This is a genomic window from Paenibacillus albicereus (genome assembly GCF_012676905.1).
GTDB classification, from domain to species: Bacteria; Bacillota; Bacilli; order Paenibacillales; family Paenibacillaceae; genus Paenibacillus_O; species Paenibacillus_O albicereus.
In genome coordinates this window covers 3709676-3729822 of record NZ_CP051428.1, presented here as the reverse complement: position 1 = coordinate 3729822, position 20147 = coordinate 3709676, and the positions used below count along the sequence as shown (strand labels likewise).

Genomic DNA, 20147 nt, shown 5'->3' with positions numbered 1-20147 from the left:
AACGGCAGGACTGGCGGGTCATGAAAGAGCGTGTCGCCGATTACGGCGCGCGTCATCGAAAGCGAGGTGAGCAGCGTGTCGATCACGGTGGACGAGCTCAAGGTGCTGATCACGGCCGAGACAGCGGGCCTCAAGCGGGAGCTGAAGGACGTCCGGCGCGTCCTGACGGAGACGGACAAGACGACCGGTAAGGTCACGGCGTCCATCAAGAGCCATCTGGCATCGATCGGCACGGCGCTCGCCGCGATTGGTGCCGGCGCCGGCTTCTTGAGCGCGGCCAAAGACGCGATGAAATTCGAGGCTGCCGTCCAGCAGGTCAACCGCATGATGGGCGAGAGCACAACCATCTTCAGGCAGTGGGTGACCGGTCAGGCGGCCGCGTTCGGCATGGGGATCTCAGAAGCGACGCAGTACGGCGCGACCTACGCCAACCTCATCAGCGGGTTTAGCGCGGACCAGGCGGAGACGACCAAGCGGACCATTGACCTGCTGCAGGCATCCGCCATCGTTGCCTCCGCAACAGGTCGGAGCATCTCGGATGTCATGGAGCGGATCCGATCCGGGATGCTTGGCGAGACGGACGCGGTGGAGGATCTGGGCATCAACGTCAACGTGGCCATGCTGGAGTCGACGAACGCCTTCCGGCAATTCGCCGGCGACCAGAGCTGGGCGCAGCTGAGCTTTCAGACGCAACAGACTATCCTCTACTTTGCCATACTTGAGCAGGCCGCGCGAAAGTACGGCAACGAGTTGGCGGCCAACACGGCGACCCGGCAGGCTGCTTTTATTGCGCAGCTCAAGAACGCCCGGCTCTACCTCGGCCAGGCGTTTTTGCCCATCTACAACGCCGTGCTGCCGGCGTTGACGGCGATGGCTAAGGCGCTCGCGACCGCGATGATGTGGCTAGCGGCCTTCACGACGGCGCTGTTCGGTGGCTCCGGCGCGGCGCAGCAGGTTAAGGCGGCGCAGGACCAAGCGACGGCCGCCGCAGACATCGGCGGCGGCTACAAGGACGCCGGGGAACAAGCCAAAAAGGCCGGCGACGCCGCGGCCAAGGCTGGGAAAAAGGCCAAGGGCGCCGTAGCCGGCTTTGACAAGCTTAACCTTGTCGGCGAAAAGCCCGCGTCCGGCGGAGCCGATGCTGCGGGAGTGGCCGATCCTGCGGGAGTAGGCGCCGCGGCAGGCGGCATGTGGGACGCGGCCAGCTTTTCGGGCATCACGGATGGCATGGATGGAGTCGTCGCCAAGGCGCAGGAGATGGCCGCCAAGGTGAAGGACGCAATCAAGGCCATGTCGGACTTCATCCGACAGCACAAGGACAGCATCATCGCGGCGCTCGCCGGGCTGGCTGCAGGCTTCGCGGCATTTTTCCTGGCCAGCCGCTGGGCGGCCATCGTCGCGGCGGTACAGCGGGTCTGGAAGGTGCTCACCTCGCTCCGGCTCGTCTTTGCCGCGCTGGGCGGACCGGTCGCGCTGATTGCTGCGGCGGTCGCGGGGCTGACGGCCGCCTTCGTCTACTTCTACCGAACGAATGACTCATTCAAGGGAGCGGTGGACGGTATCTTGCGGCAGATCGGCGTTACAGCGAAGTGGCTCTGGAACGATGTGCTCAAGCCGTTTGCCGCCTGGTATGGGCAGGCGTTCGTCGCGGCTTGGAAGCAGGCGGGTGACGCGCTCAGCACGCTGTACACGGAGGTGCTGCAGCCGGTCGGCCAATGGCTGGGCGGCAAGCTGCTGAGCGCCTGGAAGTCGCTGCAGGCTGGCATGAGCGCCTTTTACAACGAGCTGCTGGTCCCGCTCGCCGGTGAGTTCCGGGAGTTCTATCAGCAGACGCTCAAGCCGTTTGGCAGCTGGCTCGCGGACAAGTTCCTCGCGGCGTGGGAAGGACTCAAGGCGGTCGTCTCCGAGTTCTGGTCCAGCGTGTTGAAGCCGTTCCTAAACGACCTGGCTGCGGGATGGCAGTCCAAGGTCGAGCCAATCATTGCCGCGCTCAAAGATCGCTTCGCGAAAGGCTGGGACACGCTGGCGGGGAGCGTGGGCAGCTTCAGCGAACGCGTGCTGCAACCCTGCGCGGACGCGCTCAAGTGGCTCTACGACAAGGTGCTGGTTCCGCTGGCGTCCATCATAGGCGGTGCGCTCAAGATTGCATGGGACACGATCTCCACGATCGCAGCATCGTTCTACAAGAACGTCATTATCCCATTGGCGAACCTGTTTTTGGACAACTTTATCCCGGCACTCGAGGCGATCGAGGCGGTGTTCAAAGCGATTTACGAAAACGCGCTGAAGCCGCTGGGCAAGTATCTGGCCGAGGGATTCAAGGTGACCGTCGAGAACATAATCAAGTCCTTTACATGGTTGTGGAAAAACGTCCTGGAGCCGCTTGCCACGTTTGTGGGCGGCGCGCTGAAAATCACCTTTACCAACACGTTCGAGGGGTTGAAGGGCGTCATCAACGGCGTGAGCAAGATCTTGACCGGCCTGCTGACCTTCATCACCGGCGTCTTCACCGGCGACTGGAAAAAGGCTTGGCAAGGCGTGGTAAAGGTCTTCGACGGGATCTTCGGAGGCTTGTGGGCCATCATCAAGGTGCCGCTCAACATGATTATCGATGGCATCAACGCGGTCATCGGAGGTATCAACCGACTCAAGATTGACCTCCCGGACTGGGTCCAGAAGGTGACGGGCTACTCGTCCTTTGGCTTTAACATCCCCCGGATCCCGAAGCTCGCCGAAGGCGGCCTCGCCTACGGGCCGACGCTGGCCATGGTCGGCGACAACCGCGGTGCGGCTGCGGATCCGGAGGTCATCTCCCCGCTCTCCAAGCTCGAGGGCATCATCGCCGGCGCTGGCGCCGGCAACAACCGCGAGGTCGTCAGCCTGCTCACATCGCTCCTGCAGGCGGTCAAAGGCGGCGGAAAGGACATCGTGCTGCAGATCGGTGAGACGGAGCTTGGCCGCGCCGCGGCGCGGGGCATCAACACCATCCAGCGGCAGACGGGCGTCTCGCCGCTGCGGATCTAAAGGAGGGCCGACATGACATGGACCTGAAAATCAACGATCAGCCGATCGCGGCCCTGCCATCGGAAATGACGGTGGAGCTGCTGGACTTGGACGACGCGGAGAGCACGACGCGGACGGCCGACGGTACGCTCAACCGGGATCGGGTTGCAGTCAAGCGACAGATCCAGATGTCCTGGAATGCGTTGACCATGGCGCAGATTTCGGCGCTGCTCAAGCAAATGAGCGGCGTCTTCTTCCAATTTCGCTATCCGGATCCGATGGCCGGCGTGTACACGACCAAAACGATGTATGTTGGGAACCGGCCGGCGCCGATGGCGATGGAAAAGAACGGCGTGATTTATTGGAACGGCCTGAAAGTCACGCTGACGGAGAAGTGATGCTATGTATCCGATAAGTGCAGTTTATGCGGATTATCTCAAGCGACACGACCGGGAGTTTAAAGTGAAGCTCCAGGTCGGCGCCGTCACCTATGACGATACATCGATCGTGGATTTCACGATCGATAATGCGCTGAGCCTGACGGACGGACTGGCGATCGGGACGACGAATTTGTCCGAGCTGAAGATCAAGCTGCGGACGCAGGATGAGATCCCGTCTAACGCGATGATGGTCCCGTACTTGGCGATGGATACAGGTGGCCTTGCTTGGAATCAGGCTGCTTATCCGTGGAACCAAGCGGCGATCACCTGGGCCGGAGGCGGAACGGAGTGGCTGCCGCTCGGCGAGTTTTATGTTGACAGCCGCGAGCGAGTGAACGATGTTTGGGTTTACACCTGCTACGACAAGCTGGTCTATGCCGACGTGCCGTATGTCTCCGGTCTATCTTATCCGGCGACGCACAAGGCCGTATGGGACGAGATCTGTACACGGCTCGGTTACACATACGACAGCAGCGTGCAGATCCGAGCCGGCACGATTACGGCGGCGCCGACCGGCTACAGCTGCCGGCAGGTGCTCGGGTTTATTGCGGCCGCCAATACGGCGTGTCTGTTCGCGGGCAAGGACGGTGTGCTGCGGTTCAAGCGGTTCCGCGGCGGCACGGCCCCGGTCATCCAGATGACGTCGGCGGATTACGTGCGCGTACGGCAAACCAACCCGGTCAAGAGCTACACCCGCGTCGTACTGACCTATGACACGGAGGAGGGCAATGCTTACGAGTCTGGCAGCGGCGACGAAAACCACACGCTTTACGTGACAATCCCGTTCGGCACGCAGGCGATGGCCGATCAGATCCGGGTGGACCTGGCCGGCTTCTCGTACACGCCGATCTCGATGGAGAGCCGCGGCTTCCCGCACTTTGACCAAGGCGATGAGCTACAGTTCGAGCGCTACGAGGGCAAGACCTGGCTGGACACGCAGACGCCGTGGGCAGCGACCGAGACGCCTTGGGATGGCGTGATGCGCTATCGCTCAATCATCCTGAGGCAGGTCATGAGCTTCAAGGGCGGACTCAAACTGAGCATCGAGGCGCCGAGCGTGTCGGAGCAGCAGAGCGAGTTCAAGGTCGACGGCGCGCTGACGACGGCGATCAACGCGCTGAACAAGTCCGTGGTCAAGCAAGGCAAGCTCTATTACGGCGCATCGCTATCCCGCGAGACCGGGCTGACGATCGACCGCTCTGATGGCAAGGCACGGGCGGTGCTAAACGCTGATGAGCTGACGTTCTATCGCGGATCGGACAAGGCGCTGTGGTTCGATGTCGCCAACAACAAGTACCGGTTCAGTGGCACGTTGGAGGCGGCCGACGGCGTATTCAGCGGCAGCCTATCGGCGGCGACGGGTACCTTTCGCGGATCGCTCCAGGCGGCGACCGGCACATTCTCAGGCGACTTGTCCGCTGCTGGAGGTACGTTCCGCGGGAACCTGTCAGCTGCAGGCGGAACGTTCTCCGGTGCGTTGCAGGCGGCCAGTGGCTCGTTTAGCGGTCAAATAACTGCTTCGACGATTCAAGGTGGTACCATAACCGGCGCGCTAGTCAGGACAAGCGCAACAGGGGCCAGAGTCGAGCTGGATGCGGGCGGATGGCGCACATTTGATGGCGGAGGGACGAAACGGATTGGTATTACGCTTGATACTTCGTACGGGATGAGCGCAATAAACTGGTATGGAGAATCTGGCGGTGTGAGCGGTGCAATTAATGGTCAGGATGCACTTTTCCAAATCCTTGCTAACGCCCCTATGCTGATTCAATCGTTTAGAGGTATTCAGTTCGGTGGATCGGTCGATTTCGGAGGGGTGAGTGTATATGGACTAACACCAGATAAAGTGGTTGGTTTGTCTCAGCAACTGCAGGCGCTATGGGATGCGCTGAACAATAAATCAGATAAGGGCCACGTTCACAGCTACACTGTTCCTAGCCATAATCACGGTAATGCTGCGAATCAGAACTTCAGTTATTCCGGCAGCACTGGATCAGCTTAACAATCGCGACTTTTATCCGATAATCACCGTATACGATAACAGACTTTTCCAAAGGAGTGCATAGCATGAAAAAGTTCGTATGCGGTGTTTTGGTCGGAGTATTGTTGACGGCCGGAGGTTCAGCCTTTGCTGCTTCGACGGGTCTAGTCGGCAAGAAAGTACAGGGTGTGTACGCGATTATGAAAGACGGTAAAAAGCTGGCTGATGCAGCCGTTATTGATGGGGCGGCTTATGCACCTGTGCGGGCTGTTGCCGAAGCCAGTGGAGCCGTTCTTACTGTCGAGGGGAGATCAATTAAAATGGCGGAAGCCACAATTGTTAATTCATCTCCAGATGATTCTAACAAAGAATCGAAAGCCGATTTAGAAAAGAAGCTAACCATTCAAAAAAATCTGGAGAGTTTATTTGAAGCAAGCCTTGCCAATCTAGAAGGAGGCCTTCCTTCTCTGGAGGCTGGGGCAGCTGTGGGTAATGAAAGATCAAAAGCGACACTTGAATCCGTAAAAGCAGAAATCGAAAAAACAAAAGATAGTTTAGTTAAATTCCAAGCAGAAATTCAAAGGCTTGAAGAAGCATTGAAACTCTTGGATCAATAGTATATTCACGAAGTCCCGCCACCCCGGCGGGGCTTTTTATTTTGAAAGGAGCTGCTATCTGTGGCACAAATCAAACCGATCGTCCGCGTCGAGCTTGATCCGCTGCATGCCGTGCCGGAGATCTGCGCCGTCATCGCCGCGCTGTTACCCTACAACAGGGGCCACGAGCAGGCTGTGCTGGAAGGCGTCCGTGACGCGATAAATGAGCAACTGAAAGGAGATGGCGAAAATGCCGAATCGGTACGCGAATCTCGACGGAAACGCTAAGATCAGCGAGTCCTATACGCAAATCAATGACGGCTTTACGACCGTCCAGTCGGACATCGACAGCCACAAGGCTGCCGCGACGCTCGATCATCCCGACGGCTCCGTCACGACGGCCAAGCTGGCCGGCAAGGCCGTGACGCAAGCCAAGCTCGGAGACAAGGCTGTTGGCTCCGGCCAACTCGCCGACGCCGCGGTCGGAACAGGGCAACTGGCGGACGGGTCCGTCACCACGGCAAAGATCGCCGGCAAAGCGGTCGGTGCAGCTCAGGTGGCGGATAAAGCTATCGGCTCCGGGCAACTCGCTGATTCCGCTGTTGGTACCACTCAGATTGCGGCCAAGGCCGTGACGCAAGCAAAGCTGGGGGATGCAGCCGTCGGCACTACGCAGTTGGCGGACGGGGCGGTTACGGCGGCCAAGGTCGCTGCTGACGTGGCGACACAAGCAGAGCTCGACGCGCACGTCAATGACACCGTGCCGCACATCTCTGCAGCCGAGCGAAGCAAGCTGACCGGGATCCAAACGGGGGCAGAGGTTAATCAAAACGCTTTTGCCAAAGTAAACGATGTCCCGGCCAACGCGAAATCCGATACGCTCACCATCGAAGGCGGCACCGGCATTACGATTACGACGGATGCTGCGAACAAGAAGGTGCTCGTCACGGCTACCGGCACGGCCACGCCGGGCGCGCACGCCAGTTCGCACATCACGGGCGGCACAGACGTTATCCCTAATGTGACCGGCAGCAGCAGCGGCCTCATGAGCCCGGTCGACAAGAGCAAGCTGGACGGAACCGCCAGCGCGGCCACACCAAGCACGATCATGCAGCGGGACGCCAATGGCCGGGCCAAGATCGCTGCGCCGGCCGCAGCCGACGACATCGCCCGCAAAGACACGGTAGACGCCGCCGTAGCGCCGCTGACCGCCGACCTGGCCGACGCTGCGCTTGAGTCGCTGGCGCTTGTGCCGGGGCAGCAGGTAGTCAGCCCGACGCGGCCGGCGCCGCTGAGAGTCAAGAGCATCAAGGGGCGGACGCTGGTCAATTTGCTGGGGCGCGATGGAGGGTTTGAGGCCGGGGTTCCGACAACTTGGTCGGCGACCTACGGCACCATGTCGTCCGAGACGGGCAATGTTGCATCTGGCGCCAAAGCGTTGCGAGTGACGCTCGCCTCCGCGGCGGCGAGCGCGGCGACCAACCGGTTCCTGCCGGCGGACAACAAATGCTATGTCTTCATCGCCATGTTAAAATGCGGGACCAACAGCTCCATGCAAGCCGTCATTTCAGGTAATCAAGGCACGCTGGTCACCAAAAAGGACGAGTTTGCCCCGTCGTTCATCCGCTTCAAAGCAGCCTCGAGCGGCGTGCCGAGCATCACGGTCGACGGCGCAAACGGACAATACGGCTATGTGGACGGCGTGCGGCTGTACGAGATCACGCAAGCAGAGTATGACGCTATCGCCGGGCAACTGGCCGACCAGGTTGCGGCGAAATACCCCTACGTCGACGATGTCAAAAACGTCAACGGGGTCTACATCCGCAACATCCCCGTCGTCGGAGATCCGGACAAAGACCAATATGTCTTTTACCCGGATTGCCAGCTCGCGGCGAACATGGATGGAAGCATCTACGACGAGCTGTATACGGATGCGGACGGCAGGGCTCGGGTCAAGCGCAGATTCAGAACGATGGATCTGACCGGAGAAATGGCGTGGGGATTTGCAGGCAGTCCATCGGGATATAAAACGTTCGGAGTATCTATTCCAGCACCTATAAATGACACAGCCTTTGTCGTCAAATACGACGGTAAAATCCTGGGCCGTGTCTTATCCGGGGCTGGTTTTAGCGCCGCCGATCAGCAGGTCATCTCGGGGGTTTACAACGGGACGACATATAACACGGTTAGTATATCTGTGAGTAACAACGACTCCGGCTGGGGCGACAGTTACACGCCGACAGCGGACGAGATCAAGGCGTATTTTAACGGCTGGGTCATGTTTAACGGAGGGGCAGCGTCAAATTCAACACCTGATAACCCTGCAAACAACCTATACAACGGCTCTGGCCAAAAAGCTTGGGCTCGGCGATCGGGGGGGGTGGGGCGGACTTGGGTGGACGGCACAGTCTCCTTGCCGATGACATTGGCTCCGTCATTTACTACCTACCGCCTTCAGTACCAGCTTGCCGAGGCAGTCGATGAGCCGACGCGGTCTGAGGGCGCGATCCTGCTGACGACGGGCGCGAATAGCCTTGAGGTCGGGGCAGGGGCTATCGTGCGGGAATCAGCACGTCCCGCTATCGTGAGCGGCGCGGCGTATATCTTTGCGAATAACCAAGCCTACCGCAACCAACGAGTTATTCAGACTTACAAAAATAGCAGACCGTCGGGTTGGACTATTGCCACCCGAGCGGCAGGGGACTCTGGAAACGCGGCTTACGGACTCCAGTACGCAGTCACCGATCCGTCCAATTATGATCCGTCCGCTGTCTACGAGGTCACCTACCTCGCGCTCGATGTCCACCAGATCGGTCTGCCGCCAACGCAGATCGTCGCAGAGTACGCAGCCAACCTGCGAACGGTCGCTGATGATGCCTCCAAGGCAGCCGTGCAGCTGGCGCGGCGCGTCTCGGTGCTGGAGAATGGATCGGCACAGGCCAAGCAGCCTCAATGGATTACGCCGACTCTGCTCAACGGGACTCAAAATTTCTCCGATGGGTTCAACGCGATTTCTTATATGAAGGATGCTTTGGGGTTCGTTCACATTAAGGGTTTCGCCGCAAACCCGTCCAATATAGCGATGTTCCGCTTGCCTCCGGGATATCGTCCAGCCAAGAACCTGGTCTTTGCATCTACGTCAGCGTCCAGCGCCGCCGGTGCGAACCCCTTAGCGGCAACGATAAATGTGCAGGCAAACGGGACTGTGCAAGCCGCGATAAACGCGCAGGCAGGTTTCATGACCCTGGACGGCATCGCATTCCAAGCCGAATTATAGGAGGCCCAAATGAAAGAAGCCATAATCACAGATCTTGACGGACTGCTCGCGGATGTCGCCCTCGTGGACGACAGCGAGACGGGTTATTCGCCGATCTACGAGACGGTGGCCGAGGGCGGCGATCTGGAGCTGATCGGCTACCGCGTGGCCGTGCCGGTCCCTGCTGGGCTGTACCGGCCCCGCTTTGACCGCGAGGCCTACGACGAACACCAGGAGGCGCTGAGCCAGTACGCGGCCGCCGTGTCCGCTTGGGAGGTGCTGCCGGTGGACGAGCGCGGCGAGCTTCCGGAGCTGCCGGACGCCCCTGCCTACTGGGTCGAGGGGCTGACGCAGGAGGAGATCGATGCGCTGCAGCCGGGGCCGCCGGAGCCGTCGCCGGCCCAGCGTATCGAGCAGCTCGAGGTCGAGAGCACCAGCACGATGCTGGCCGTCGCCGAGGTGTACGAGGAGCAAGCGGCATCCGCAGCAGCGCAGGAGCAGCAGACCGTCGAGACGATGCTCGGTCTGGCGGAGGCGTACGGCGTCATTATGCAGCAGGCCGAGCTCATCGCCGAGCTGGCCGCGCGCGTCGCGGCGCTGGAAGGGGGTGGAAGCTGATATGGCGCAAGTCTACGCGAATCTAATCCGCAAAGGACTCAAGACGATCGACGACGTCCACGTAAGCAAGCGGGACGAGGTACAAGCCATCCTGGATGCCGATGCTTAGGCGGCTCTGGGACTGGCTTGTTTTTGTATATCAAGCAGGGAGGGGGATGGCTGACATGGCAACCGTATACGCAACGCTGATCATCAAGGGCTATTACACGTTCGCGCAGGTTCCGGCATCGCAGCAGGCCAAGGTGCGCGAGATTCTCGCCGCGCTCGAGCTGGACGAGAACGGTCAACCGCTGGAAGGCTAAATCATTGGAGCAGAGAGCGCCGCCTAGGCGCTCTTTTCTATTAGATGAGGGGGCGAAAATCATAAATACGACGGTTTGGATGGCCGCATTGTCGGCGGCGGCCGCGATCAGCGGTATCGTCCTTGGATGGTCGGGCCGGAGCCGCAGCGCTCGACAGGACACGGTCGCCGATGCGACCAAGGATGCTGTCCTGCGCGCGGACATGGAGTACATCAAGCGCGGAGTCGACGAGGTGCGCCTAGAGCAGAGAGCGGCCGGTCAGAGGTTTGACCTGCTGACCGAGCGCGTGACGCGCGTCGAGGAGTCGGCGAAGCAAGCACATAAACGGCTCGACGAACTTTATAACAAAGGAGATCGATAACCATGGATTGGACAATCATCAACGGACTCATCCGGCCCGAGCTGGCCGGCGTATTGGCGGTATGTTGGATCGCTGGGTACGTGCTGAGGCAGACACCTCGCGTGCCCAACTGGAGCATCGTCTACGCCGTCACGGCGGTCGCCGTGCTCATGACCTGTCTGCTGCTTGGCTGGTCGGTCGAGAGCGTCATCCAGGGCGTCCTGTGCGGCGCTGTGGCCGTCTACGGCAATCAGTTGTTGCGGCAGACGCGCGAAGCCGTCGCAAGCAAGGAGGATGGCCGATGAATTACCGCAAAGACCATATTCCGACGTCGACGCCGTGCAAGCGGCGTCCTGGCGTGCTGCTCGCGCCGGAAACGATCACGATCCACAACACCGGCAACCCAGGCAGCTCGGCGGCCAATGAGCGTGCCTGGCTGACCAACCCGGCCAACGACCGCCAGGCGTCCTATCACATCGTCGTCGACGAGCGCGAGGCCGTCGAGTGCATCCCACTCACGGAGCACGCCTGGCATGCCGGTGACGGCGCCGGGGCGCGCAGTGGCAACCGGACGAGCATTGCGGTGGAGGTCTGCGAGAGCGGGGACTACGCCAAGACGCTCACCAATGCGGCCGAGCTGGTCGCGGACATGCTGTGCGAGCGCGGCTGGGGCGTCGATCGGCTGCGTCGGCATTACGACTGGTCACGTAAAATTTGCCCTCGCCTGATGTACGACGAGGGCAAGTGGACCGGCTGGACAGCTTTTAAGGCTGCGGTGCAGGAGCGTCTGACCCCAAAGGCGGCCGCGGCGACGGACGTCGTTGCCAAGGTCGTCCGCTTGAGCGATGGCAAGCTGCTCGCCTCCGGACGGATTGAGGATGGCAAGCTCGTCGCGCCCGTCGCGGACGTGCTGCAGGCGCTGGGCGTCAAGGTTCAATGGGACAACAGTACAAAAAAGCTATATGTATGACCAAAGCCCGTCGACCTCATTGGTCGGCGGGCTTTTTTGGTTTAGGTTACCTAATCTGGCTGACGATGTCGATGATTAGATCGGCTTGAGCCAGCAACCGCGTGCGCTCGCGGTTGGACTCTGCATCGTCTTTGTGCGCGAGCTCTTTTAACCTCGCGCTGATGCCGGCATGTTTTGCATCAAGCGATACCTTTAGTGTCGCCAAATCGCGAAATCCACCCACCATGATCTGCATCCCTCCCGACGAGATATATTCGACCGGCGTTCGCAATCTCCTACCGGATCTGGCCAATCGTCATGGTCTCTTTGCGCGCCTGCGACAGCTGGCCGGCCAACTGGTTGACCCGCTTGCGCGCCCGCTCATTGGCCGGCCACTGCAGCGCCTGGGGAGCCAGCGCGCGCAGCAGCTTGTCGGCGCTGCCGAAGCGCTTGCCTGTCGCCGGGCAGACGTACTGGTGAAGCACGGCCAGCTGCGCATGCTCGGCGGACTTGGGGTAGAGCAGCTCGAGCAACTGCTGTTCGGCGGCAGCGACGTCCTCGTCCGGCACGGGCGCGCCAGCTCGTTTGGCCGCGCTGGCAGCCATCTGGATCGCCTCGGAGACGCGGCGGCGATCCAGCGCGACTGGCACGCGCGGCGCACGCTCGGCTGCCGGGTTGTCGGCGGGGAGGACACTATGGGAGCGCGAATGGGCCGGCTCTGGTACCGGCGCTGCGGGAACGGCTGCCAGCTGCTGCTTGATGTAGGCCGCGACCGTCCCGGCGGATGCCTCGAGAGTGGCCCACTCGGCCTCCGTCAGGGTGAGCGATACCTTGCGCGTGACGCCTTGGGGTTTCCGCCCACCTCCTGGCGCGCGCCGGCGCACAACCTTCGTTTTCTCCATTTATGTGACCCCCTTATTTAGGTAACTTAAATAATCTATCCTCAGTCTAATTTAAGTTACTTAAATAATCAAGGCTTATTTAGGTAACTTAAATAAGGATAGGAAAATCACAGTTTACCGGAACGTGTGTTCGTGTTATTATCTGGAAGAGGAGGCGATGAACGTGAGCATCGACAGATACATCGGCCGCGGCGTGACGGTCATCTACCAGGACGCTGCCGGCGACATCAGTAAGCGCGACCTGACGATCCAGTCCGTCGCCGACGGGCGGCTGCACGGCTTTGACCGGGCGGCGAGAGCGCCGCGCACGCTGCTACTGGAGCGGATCCTTGCGTGGGAGTCGGCGGACGCAAAAAGGGTCAGGCCTCGCGCCTGACCCGGAATATTGCAATTGGAATAAATTACATATATGGTTCGACACGATTCGACTAAATCCGCATCTAGTCGTGTCGATATTTGATTCAGACGGATTGGAGTAATTTACTCCAACGTCTACCCGAGGGAGTGCGGAGAATATCCGCAGCTGACTCGACGCTTCAGGGGGTGACTTTGAGGTCGTACAAATCATCAATTTTGCAATTAAAAACCAGCATAGCTGCGTAGATGTCTTCGGGCTTCATGACCAGCTCGCTGTTGCAAAAATGAGATATAACCCTCCTATGGCGATTGACTCTTATTGCATATTCAGTCTGCGTCCAGCCCCTAGATGCAATAAGATCACCGAGTCGGCATCTCCCTCGGGAGACGCGCAATGGCTTCACTTCTTTCTTGGATTTTGGATTATCGAATCCAATAATATCATAATTAATGGCGAGGTGTATCCATGCAACAAGACCAGCAGCTACGCGCAAAGATGTCTCTCAGCACAGCAAGGATACTTTCAGGCTATACGCTTGAGCAAGTATCTACCATACTCGATATTGAGTTTTCCGATTTACAGAGATTTGAGGCCGCCCCATCGGAGCTATCTATCGAGACCGCAGCGCGGCTGCTGATGCTCTACGGTATGCCGTTCAGTTTGGTTAGCTTTGTTTAGTCTCAATATCCAAGGGCGATCCGCTCGCCAACCTGTACGAGGACATCGCCGCCGAGGAGAAGGCCCGCGCCACCTACCAATGGCTCATCGACTACACGGACGACGTGGATCTGCAGGACAGCCTCAAGTTCCTGCGCGAGCGCGAGATCGTCCATGCGATGCGGTTCCGGGAAGCGGTCGAGATCATCAAGGCCGACATGGGACAGAAGAAGGTGTACTGAAGCAATGGGCTGTTCCGCGCTTTTAAATGGTGTGGAACAGCCCCGTTTTCTATCGCCGGCCGCCGTCAGAATTTGATTTTTAAGTTTTGGCAAAGCAACCGGGCCCTCGTGTCTTTGCTAAGATTAGAGAAGTCGGACGATATTAATAGTGAGGCGGACGAGCGGGCGTTTGTCGTGCATCATAGAAACGATCATTTGAGAAAAATAATCACGCCTCCCAAGCTGTGTGAAGCAAAATGAAATTAAGCAGCACGACATCGTTCGGACTCATCGGCCTGTCGTTGTGTGCTGGAATGAGTGGTATGTCCTTGATTGGGCCTAGCGTGAAGGACATTGTCTGCGCCGTCAAGAGAGTCGGTGCTCATGAACGGCCTTATGAAGGTATGCCATTGTGCTCAATGCTTGCGATCAATAGTAGCTATGTTAAATACGGTGTAGGTGAGAGCAAACGCCGTCCTCGTTCCTGTTCTTCCAGAGGTTGCTGAAATCATGTCTAAACTCGTCCGTCTGGCCGACAATAAGCTCCCTGGGGACCGGCCGCATTGAGGTTGGGGACGTATTAGTTTCCTTAGAATGTCCGTTGAAGGGTGAATGATATTGACGGATTGTCTAGCTAAGTGCGACACCCCGTCCATGAAGTCTTCGTGAGCGGACTTCCAGCCCAGGGATTTTCTGCGGAGGGCTTCGGTTAGCTGCGCCCCCATGACCGTAGAAAAGTCATGTCCCTTGGGAAAGAACTCCCTCAGCAGACCATTGGCGTTCTCGTTCGAGCCTCGCTGCCAGCACGAGTAGGGGTCAACGAAATAGACGCATACGCCGTGCCGGGATTTCAGGCGCTCGTAGCAGGCGAATTCCTTGCCGCTGTCCGTTGTGGCTGTCTGGAACGTGCCGGAGGGATAGCGGCTCGCTACGGCATGAAACGCGGCCTCCATCGAGGCGGCCGTGCGATCGGGTATGGTCATCGCAACGTACAAGCGTGTCTTGCGTTCGATGAACGTCGCCGCGCAGGCCTTGCTCTTGCCCCGACTCGACACGACGGTATCGAGCTTCCAGTGGCCGCGCGTCTCCACGGGCTTGCGGCGTTTGCCCTTGTGGCGCAGCACTCGAACCTCTCCTGCTGCGAGCCGTCCGTCATAGAGCCAGCGGTAAATCGTCTTGAAGCACACGAACGGCTTTCCCTCGGCGCGGCGCTTCGCCGCGATCTGCTCCGGCGACCAAGTCTCATCTAAACGCTCGTTCAGCTCCTGAGCCAGTTCAGAGGTGTACCAAACGACCGGCACGCTGAATGCCCTGCGCTCTCCGTAGGTTTGATGCGCGGACTCAGCCCGATACGTACCGGATACTCGGCCGCGGTTCAGTTCACGGGCAATCGAGGAATGATGCCGCCCCATCTGCCGACCGATTTTTCGTGCGACCACTGTAGTCGATCCAGAGCTTCTAGTTGTCCGCGTTCGCTTATGCTAATATGGGGATAGCTCATGCTGGGTTCTCTCCTGTAAATGGTGTTGTGGTGACTTCCATTTTACATGAAACCAGCATGGGCCTTTTTGTTTTCTAGGTGTCGCACCTCATATTACAATCCGTCTTGTAAAAATAAGTCGAATTATGTCGAAAAAATTAAAATTGATTCTTTTCGAAAGAATTCTCTTCGACTTTTAAGGATATTTATGGTAATGTATCGAAAGCGAAAGTGTTGTTCACTTGGAAAAACTAACCTACAGTCGTAGTCCCCTGAAGCTAGCGATAAGATAAGGTGGAAGGCCATGCAGAAGAGATCCTCCGTATTGTTATTGCACCACGGAACAAATGATCGCTCATCGGAAAATATAAGAAGTGTGGGATTTAAAATTTTTCCAGAGACTAGAGAGGACCACTGGTTGGGTCCAGGGGTTTATTTCTTTAGAGAAGATGAAGAACAAGCTCTTACCTGGGCAAGAACAAGATACAAATATGACCAAGATACAATTGAACTCCATGTATTAGAAATGGAGATTGTCGTTCAAGATGAAAATTTTCTTAATCTTGATAGTCGTTCAGGATTGGAAAAATTAAATCAACATTTAAATAGTTTAGGAGAGTTGTTGGAACAAAGCGGTGCCAAACCCTTAAATTTAGACGAAAATAGGCTTCGACATTTAGTCATGAAATTGCTTCCGACACATATTTATGTTATTAAAAGAACATTCCCTGGAGCTTCGCGCTTTGATAAAGTACCTGCATTAGCGGCGATGAGACTCCGAAGTCATGGAGTTCAGGTATGTATTAGAAGCGAAAAGGCAATAGATATGAAAAGTGTCAGGATCATCAATGTCCTCCCGTTCAGAAAAAGTAAAGCAGTAGAAGTAAGAGTCACTGGGTAATTAGTGAAAGAGGTGATTTTTATGAATTTACATGATGTTTTAAAAGCTGCTGAAGAACTTGGTATTAAGATTGAGATGAACAGTACAACGCCCGGATTATACTTAAAAGATTCAATCACTGGTATCGAAAGAAAACCGACTGTCGAAGACTTATTTTCTGAAAGTTCATTAAGTCAAACTATGATTTTTGATGAACCATTCCTTGGTGATTATTTTGAAGAAGAGTTATTTACATCTGAGGATAAAGACTTTATTTCCAGCATTAAGAAAATTGATTCTCAAAAGCTCGGTGCAACAATTAATGCAAAAACATTTACAATAAAAGGAGATATTCTTGCATCTAAGCTTACATTTGAACTTGAGGATTTTAGAGAGGTGGCTTAAAGTTGTTAGCCCAAATTCAGTTAACTAATTATTATATTTCTAGAATAAATTTTAAATACACTCCCGAATCGGTAGAGGTAGATGAGAAAAGTTTAAAAATAGCGCATGATATAGAGTTTTTAGAAAATAATCTAGTGAAAGTAATAGTTAAATGTTCAGTGGGTGATGAAACCGGCCTTTTATTAAATGTTATTTTGGTTGGTGAATTTAAGATTACCCGCGGAAATGATGCTGACGAAGAAGAAATTCAAGAATTGTGTGAGAATAACACATTGGCTATTTTATTCCCTTATTTGCGTAGTGCAATTTCCGATATATCACTTAAAGCCAACACACAGCCAATTATACTCCCAACAATTAATATATATGCTTTAATTGAAGATCAAAAAAAAGCAAAAAAGCTTGAAGAAGAGTTAAAACAATAATTTTGATTTTACATATTTTTTAAACGCTCGCTTGAGCGTCTTTTTTAACAGTAGTTGATATTTCCCCCGTTAGCCAACGATTCTTTCTCTTCGCTATCTATGAGAGTCTTGAAAAATCAAAATAAAACAACACCACTCGTTATGAGTATAGGTTAGGCAAAGACGCCTGGAGGCCATCTCCAGGCGTCTTTGCGCGCAATCAACGGATGATGCGGTCGAAGATGGACGGCCGATGGCCGCCGCCGTGGAAGCCGCCCCCGCCATGGAAGCCTCCTCCTCCGTGGAATCCGGGTCCGAAGCCAGGCCCGAATCCGGGACCTCCGGGTCCGAATCCCGGTCCGCCTGGACCATGGAATCCGGGGCCGAAGCCAGGACCGAATCCCGGTCCGAAGCCGGGACCGAAGCCGCCGATCGGAAGCGGGACCGGAAGCGGCAGCACTTCCGGGTAGGGAGGATACGGATACGGATAAGGATAAGGGTACGGATAGGGAGGATAGACGGGCGGTGCAGGAACAAACGCCATGGGATGCGCCTCCGTTTAGAATAGGATCCTGCATCTTATGCAGCTTGAGGCATGGCGGACACATGCCTAGTTGAATTCGAGCCGGCCGCTCGCGATCGGCACGTTCGGCTTGCTATCGAGGGCTGGAGCCGCTACATTCATGTCGAGGGCAATGATTTCCAGCATTTCGCATGAGCGGGAGGACAGCGCGATGGACATAGAGCTGCGCAGCAAGATAGATCTGGCATCCCTATGGGAGCACGTCGAGGAAGCCGTCTGCCTGCTCGATTCCGAGTGGAGGTTCATCTATGCGAACCGGAGGACGGAGCAGCTTGCGGGCAAGCGGAGGGAAGAGCTGTACGGCATCGTCGTCTGGGAGCTGCTCCCCGACAATTGGATCCGACGGGCGAGATCCATCTACGAGGAGGAGGCTGCGACCGGCCGTCCGGCCCGCTTCGAGGATTATTCCCCTGTCACGGACCGCTGGTATTCGGTCCAGGCGCTGCCGCTTCCCGCCGGACTGGCGGTCGTCTTCCGCGACGTGACGGAGGAGCGCAAGCATAGCCAGCGTCTCGACCAGCGCTATGAGTCCCTGTTCCGGCAAAACCAGGATTCGGTGTTCCAGATGGACCTGGAGGGGAGGTTCATGCTCGTCAATCCGGCGATGTCCGCAGTGACGGGCTATGCCGAAGAGGAGCTGGTCGGGAGCGCCTTTGAGCCGCTGCTTCATCCCGACGAGCGCATGAGGGCGAGGGAGCATTTCCGCCAGGCTTCTTCCGGGCAGCCGCAGCATCGGGAATACCGCGTCGTCGCCAAGGACGGCCGGGAGAAATGCGCGCAGGTGACGAATTTTCCGATCGTCGTCGACGGCCGGGTCATCGGCATCTTCGGCATAGGCAAGGACATCACGAGCCAGAAACGGAGCGAGACGAAGGTTCGGGAGGCCGAGCAGCGGCTGCGCTCGCTGATCGCCCATCATTCGGACGCGATTCTCCGGCTCGACGCCGAAGGCCGGGTGAAGGAGTGCAATCCGGCCGGACAGCAGCTGTTCGGAGCTGCGTCCGAGGAGCTGGCCGGCCAAAAGGCGGACAAGCTGGCGAAGCTCGACCGCGCGACGAGCGAGGCGCTCAGCCGACTATGGGAAAATGCCGAGGGTCAGCTGTCCGCCCAGGCGCTTCCGCTTCCTTTGCCGCTGCCGCTGACGCTGCGGGGCGGCGAGGTGATTTTGGCCGAGGTGGAGCTCGTGCCGATTCTCCTCAACGGAGCGAAGGACGGCGCCTATCTGATTGTAAAGGACCTGACCCACAAGCTCGAGACGGAAAGGCTGCTCCTCAAATCGGAGAAGCTGCAGACGGCCGGTCAGCTGGCGGCTGCGGTGGCGCATGAGATCCGCAATCCGCTCACGTCGCTGAAAGGTTTCGTGCGGCTGCTGGAAACGTACAACGAGCGGGCCGACAAGGCGTACATGTTCCAGATTCTGCAGGAGGAGATCACCCGCATCGAAGCGATCACGAACGAGCTGCTCCTGCTCGCCAAGCCGCAAAAGAGCGTCGTGAAGCCGCTGCGGCTGAACGCCGTGCTGGAGGCGGTCGCCACGCTCATGAGCCCGCAGGCGCTGCTCAAGGGGATCGAGCTGAAGCTGGAGCCGCTTCCGGAGGCGGTCGTGCTCGGAGAGGAATATGCGATCAAGCAAGTTTTTGTCAATCTCATCAAAAATGCGATCGAAGTCATGGAGAAGGGCGAAATCCGCATCGAGCTGCAGTCCGCGGAGGACGGGTGGCTGGCCATGGTGGCCGACCAAGGGGGAGGCATGCCCGAGGAATGCCTCGACCGGCTGGGAGAGCCGTTCTACTCCACCAAGGAGAAGGGCACGGGGCTCGGCCTGATGGTCACGAAGCGCATCCTGGAAGGGCACGAAGGATCGATCGAGTTTTTTAGCCGCAAGGGTGTGGGAACCGTCGTGGAAGTGTACCTGCCGCAGGAGAGTCCGCTGCTGAGAAGGCGGGTGGCGGAGGAGGGGGGGCATGCCGCCGAGCGCGGCGTTGCCCGGGCCGAGCGGCTGGGCTATAGTGGGAGCAAGGAAGGCAACGAGGAAAGGGGAGGTTCCGCATGACGGACAGAGCGGACGGATCCATCCGGCTCGAGCGGCCGGAAGCGATGCTGTTCGATATGGACGGCACGCTGCTGCAGACGGAGACGCTGCTGCTGGAGGCGCACGGGCGGATTTTTGCCGCGCTGCGCGAGGAGGGACTGTATGAGGAGCCGGAGCCGCCGGTGGAGGCGCTGCTCGGCTGCCTCGGCATGCTGCTGGAGGACATCTGGCTCAAGCTGATGCCGACGGCGTCCGAGACGGCCCGCCGGCGTGCCGACGAGCTGCTGCTCCAGTTCGAGCTGGAAGAGCTGGCGGCCGGCAAAGGAATGCTGTACGAGGGCGTCGCCGAGACGCTCTCCGAGCTGCGGGCGCGAGGCATCCGGCTGTTCGTGGCGAGCAACGGGCTGCAGCCCTATGTCGAGGCCATCGTCCGGCACAAGGGGCTGGAGCCGCTGTTCGACGGCCTGTACACGGCCGGCGGCCGGGGCACGGCGACCAAGGCGGAGCTCGTCCGGCTGCTGCTGGAGGAGCATGGCGTGGCGCGCGCCTGGATGGTCGGAGACCGTTCCTCCGACGTCGATGCCGGCAAGCGCAACGGCCTGGCCGTCGTCGGCTGCGACTATGCCGACTTCGGCTCGTCGTCCGAGCTCGACGGAGCGGATGTCCGCATCCGCCGCTTCGGGGAGCTGCTGGAGCTGCTCGGCGAATGAGTCAAAAGAAGCGCCTCGCCGCCTTCGGGC

The 20147-nt window shown here is 58.0% G+C and carries 22 protein-coding genes and 2 pseudogenes; 20 read left to right on the top strand and 4 right to left on the bottom strand.

The window, feature by feature from the left end:
• Positions 1–30 precede the first annotated feature (30 nt).
• The 12 genes from HGI30_RS16720 (at position 31) to HGI30_RS16670 (ending at position 11506) form a co-directional block, all read left to right on the top strand.
• A complete protein-coding gene (locus HGI30_RS16720) occupies positions 31–3024 on the top strand; it encodes a phage tail protein (protein ID WP_168908603.1) in 2994 nt (997 codons plus the stop codon).
• 17 nt (positions 3025–3041) lie between these two features.
• The gene (locus HGI30_RS16715) at positions 3042–3401 is read left to right on the top strand and encodes a DUF6711 family protein (protein ID WP_168908602.1); all 360 of its coding nucleotides are present in this window, start codon (positions 3042–3044) and stop codon (positions 3399–3401) included.
• Between the two features lie 4 nt (positions 3402–3405).
• Positions 3406–5445 carry a hypothetical protein gene (locus HGI30_RS16710; RefSeq protein ID WP_168908601.1) on the top strand — a complete coding sequence of 680 codons (2040 nt, stop codon included), beginning with the start codon at positions 3406–3408 and terminating at the stop codon, positions 5443–5445.
• A 65-nt stretch (positions 5446–5510) separates the two neighbouring features.
• Entirely contained in the window at positions 5511–6041 is a 531-nt protein-coding gene (locus HGI30_RS16705; RefSeq protein ID WP_168908600.1) for a hypothetical protein, read from the top strand.
• Positions 6042–6101: 60 nt separating this feature from the next.
• Positions 6102–6308, top strand: a complete 207-nt coding sequence (locus tag HGI30_RS16700) for a hypothetical protein (RefSeq protein WP_168908599.1) — start codon at positions 6102–6104, stop codon at positions 6306–6308.
• Entirely contained in the window at positions 6271–9297 is a 3027-nt protein-coding gene (locus HGI30_RS16695) for a hypothetical protein (RefSeq protein WP_168908598.1), read from the top strand. The genes HGI30_RS16700 and HGI30_RS16695 overlap by 38 nt, the downstream gene beginning before the upstream one ends.
• A 9-nt stretch (positions 9298–9306) precedes the next feature.
• A complete protein-coding gene (locus tag HGI30_RS16690) occupies positions 9307–9894 on the top strand; it encodes a hypothetical protein (protein ID WP_168908597.1) in 588 nt (195 codons plus the stop codon).
• 1 nt (position 9895) lies between these two features.
• Entirely contained in the window at positions 9896–10003 is a 108-nt protein-coding gene (locus HGI30_RS23055) for a CD1375 family protein (RefSeq protein WP_206109935.1), read from the top strand.
• 55 nt (positions 10004–10058) lie between these two features.
• Entirely contained in the window at positions 10059–10196 is a 138-nt protein-coding gene (locus tag HGI30_RS16685) for a CD1375 family protein (RefSeq protein ID WP_168905840.1), read from the top strand.
• A gap of 79 nt (positions 10197–10275) precedes the next feature.
• Entirely contained in the window at positions 10276–10557 is a 282-nt protein-coding gene (locus HGI30_RS16680) for a hypothetical protein (protein WP_168908596.1), read from the top strand.
• A 2-nt stretch (positions 10558–10559) separates the two neighbouring features.
• Positions 10560–10841, top strand: coding sequence for a phage holin family protein (locus HGI30_RS16675; RefSeq protein WP_168908595.1), 282 nt, complete (start codon positions 10560–10562; stop codon positions 10839–10841).
• On the top strand, positions 10838–11506 hold the full coding sequence (locus HGI30_RS16670; RefSeq protein WP_168908594.1) for an N-acetylmuramoyl-L-alanine amidase: 669 nt from the start codon (positions 10838–10840) through the stop codon (positions 11504–11506). Before HGI30_RS16675 ends, HGI30_RS16670 begins: the two co-directional genes overlap by 4 nt.
• Before the next feature lie 46 nt (positions 11507–11552).
• Here the strand turns inward: HGI30_RS16670 and HGI30_RS16665 are convergent, their stop codons facing one another.
• Together HGI30_RS16665 and HGI30_RS16660 are read right to left on the bottom strand one after the other, a co-directional pair.
• Positions 11553–11741: a hypothetical protein gene (locus HGI30_RS16665; protein ID WP_168908593.1), complete on the bottom strand. Its 189-nt coding sequence runs from the start codon at positions 11739–11741 to the stop codon at positions 11553–11555.
• A 40-nt stretch (positions 11742–11781) separates the two neighbouring features.
• Positions 11782–12387 carry a hypothetical protein gene (locus HGI30_RS16660; RefSeq protein WP_168908592.1) on the bottom strand — a complete coding sequence of 202 codons (606 nt, stop codon included), beginning with the start codon at positions 12385–12387 and terminating at the stop codon, positions 11782–11784.
• 163 nt (positions 12388–12550) lie between these two features.
• Here HGI30_RS16660 and HGI30_RS16655 point away from each other — a divergent pair, with 163 nt between their 5' ends.
• From HGI30_RS16655 to HGI30_RS16645, 3 genes and pseudogenes are all read left to right on the top strand, one after another.
• The gene (locus HGI30_RS16655; protein WP_168908591.1) at positions 12551–12763 is read left to right on the top strand and encodes a hypothetical protein; all 213 of its coding nucleotides are present in this window, start codon (positions 12551–12553) and stop codon (positions 12761–12763) included.
• Positions 12764–13210: 447 nt separating this feature from the next.
• The gene (locus HGI30_RS16650) at positions 13211–13423 is read left to right on the top strand and encodes a hypothetical protein (protein ID WP_168908590.1); all 213 of its coding nucleotides are present in this window, start codon (positions 13211–13213) and stop codon (positions 13421–13423) included.
• An 8-nt stretch (positions 13424–13431) separates the two neighbouring features.
• Positions 13432–13644 (top strand): annotated as a pseudogene (locus HGI30_RS16645) (manganese catalase family protein); the annotation flags it as partial.
• A 611-nt stretch (positions 13645–14255) separates the two neighbouring features.
• Here the strand turns inward: HGI30_RS16645 and HGI30_RS16640 are convergent.
• A pseudogene (locus HGI30_RS16640) lies at positions 14256–15124 on the bottom strand (IS30 family transposase); the annotation flags it as partial.
• Between the two features lie 283 nt (positions 15125–15407).
• Between HGI30_RS16640 and HGI30_RS16635 the strand changes: the two are divergent.
• From HGI30_RS16635 to HGI30_RS16625, 3 genes are read left to right on the top strand one after another with little or no spacing between them, the layout of a single operon-like run.
• Positions 15408–16004 (top strand): hypothetical protein, encoded by a 597-nt coding sequence (locus HGI30_RS16635; protein ID WP_168908589.1) that lies wholly within the window; start codon positions 15408–15410, stop codon positions 16002–16004.
• A gap of 21 nt (positions 16005–16025) precedes the next feature.
• Positions 16026–16388 (top strand): hypothetical protein, encoded by a 363-nt coding sequence (locus HGI30_RS16630; RefSeq protein WP_168908588.1) that lies wholly within the window; start codon positions 16026–16028, stop codon positions 16386–16388.
• A 2-nt stretch (positions 16389–16390) separates the two neighbouring features.
• On the top strand, positions 16391–16813 hold the full coding sequence (locus HGI30_RS16625) for a protein-export chaperone SecB (RefSeq protein WP_168908587.1): 423 nt from the start codon (positions 16391–16393) through the stop codon (positions 16811–16813).
• A 199-nt stretch (positions 16814–17012) separates the two neighbouring features.
• Here HGI30_RS16625 and HGI30_RS16620 read toward each other — a convergent pair whose 3' ends face one another.
• A complete protein-coding gene (locus HGI30_RS16620; protein WP_168908586.1) occupies positions 17013–17336 on the bottom strand; it encodes a hypothetical protein in 324 nt (107 codons plus the stop codon).
• Between the two features lie 190 nt (positions 17337–17526).
• Here HGI30_RS16620 and HGI30_RS16615 point away from each other — a divergent pair, with 190 nt between their 5' ends.
• Together HGI30_RS16615 and HGI30_RS16610 are read left to right on the top strand one after the other, a co-directional pair.
• Positions 17527–19428: a PAS domain S-box protein gene (locus HGI30_RS16615; protein ID WP_168908585.1), complete on the top strand. Its 1902-nt coding sequence runs from the start codon at positions 17527–17529 to the stop codon at positions 19426–19428.
• The gene (locus HGI30_RS16610) at positions 19425–20117 is read left to right on the top strand and encodes an HAD family hydrolase (RefSeq protein WP_168908584.1); all 693 of its coding nucleotides are present in this window, start codon (positions 19425–19427) and stop codon (positions 20115–20117) included. The genes HGI30_RS16615 and HGI30_RS16610 overlap by 4 nt, the downstream gene beginning before the upstream one ends.
• Positions 20118–20147 lie beyond the last annotated feature (30 nt).

Coding starts and splice junctions, on each gene's coding strand:
- HGI30_RS16715 (WP_168908602.1), top strand. CDS start 3,042: ATGGACCTGAAAATCAACGATCAGCCGATCGCGGCCCTGCCATCGGAA.
- HGI30_RS16710 (WP_168908601.1), top strand. CDS start 3,406: ATGTATCCGATAAGTGCAGTTTATGCGGATTATCTCAAGCGACACGAC.
- HGI30_RS16705 (WP_168908600.1), top strand. CDS start 5,511: ATGAAAAAGTTCGTATGCGGTGTTTTGGTCGGAGTATTGTTGACGGCC.
- HGI30_RS16695 (WP_168908598.1), top strand. CDS start 6,271: ATGCCGAATCGGTACGCGAATCTCGACGGAAACGCTAAGATCAGCGAG.
- HGI30_RS16690 (WP_168908597.1), top strand. CDS start 9,307: ATGAAAGAAGCCATAATCACAGATCTTGACGGACTGCTCGCGGATGTC.
- HGI30_RS23055 (WP_206109935.1), top strand. CDS start 9,896: ATGGCGCAAGTCTACGCGAATCTAATCCGCAAAGGACTCAAGACGATC.
- HGI30_RS16685 (WP_168905840.1), top strand. CDS start 10,059: ATGGCAACCGTATACGCAACGCTGATCATCAAGGGCTATTACACGTTC.
- HGI30_RS16680 (WP_168908596.1), top strand. CDS start 10,276: ATGGCCGCATTGTCGGCGGCGGCCGCGATCAGCGGTATCGTCCTTGGA.
- HGI30_RS16675 (WP_168908595.1), top strand. CDS start 10,560: ATGGATTGGACAATCATCAACGGACTCATCCGGCCCGAGCTGGCCGGC.
- HGI30_RS16670 (WP_168908594.1), top strand. CDS start 10,838: ATGAATTACCGCAAAGACCATATTCCGACGTCGACGCCGTGCAAGCGG.
- HGI30_RS16665 (WP_168908593.1), bottom strand. CDS start 11,741: ATGCAGATCATGGTGGGTGGATTTCGCGATTTGGCGACACTAAAGGTA.
- HGI30_RS16660 (WP_168908592.1), bottom strand. CDS start 12,387: ATGGAGAAAACGAAGGTTGTGCGCCGGCGCGCGCCAGGAGGTGGGCGG.
- HGI30_RS16650 (WP_168908590.1), top strand. CDS start 13,211: ATGCAACAAGACCAGCAGCTACGCGCAAAGATGTCTCTCAGCACAGCA.
- HGI30_RS16635 (WP_168908589.1), top strand. CDS start 15,408: ATGCAGAAGAGATCCTCCGTATTGTTATTGCACCACGGAACAAATGAT.
- HGI30_RS16630 (WP_168908588.1), top strand. CDS start 16,026: ATGAATTTACATGATGTTTTAAAAGCTGCTGAAGAACTTGGTATTAAG.
- HGI30_RS16620 (WP_168908586.1), bottom strand. CDS start 17,336: ATGGCGTTTGTTCCTGCACCGCCCGTCTATCCTCCCTATCCGTACCCT.
- HGI30_RS16615 (WP_168908585.1), top strand. CDS start 17,527: ATGGACATAGAGCTGCGCAGCAAGATAGATCTGGCATCCCTATGGGAG.
- HGI30_RS16610 (WP_168908584.1), top strand. CDS start 19,425: ATGACGGACAGAGCGGACGGATCCATCCGGCTCGAGCGGCCGGAAGCG.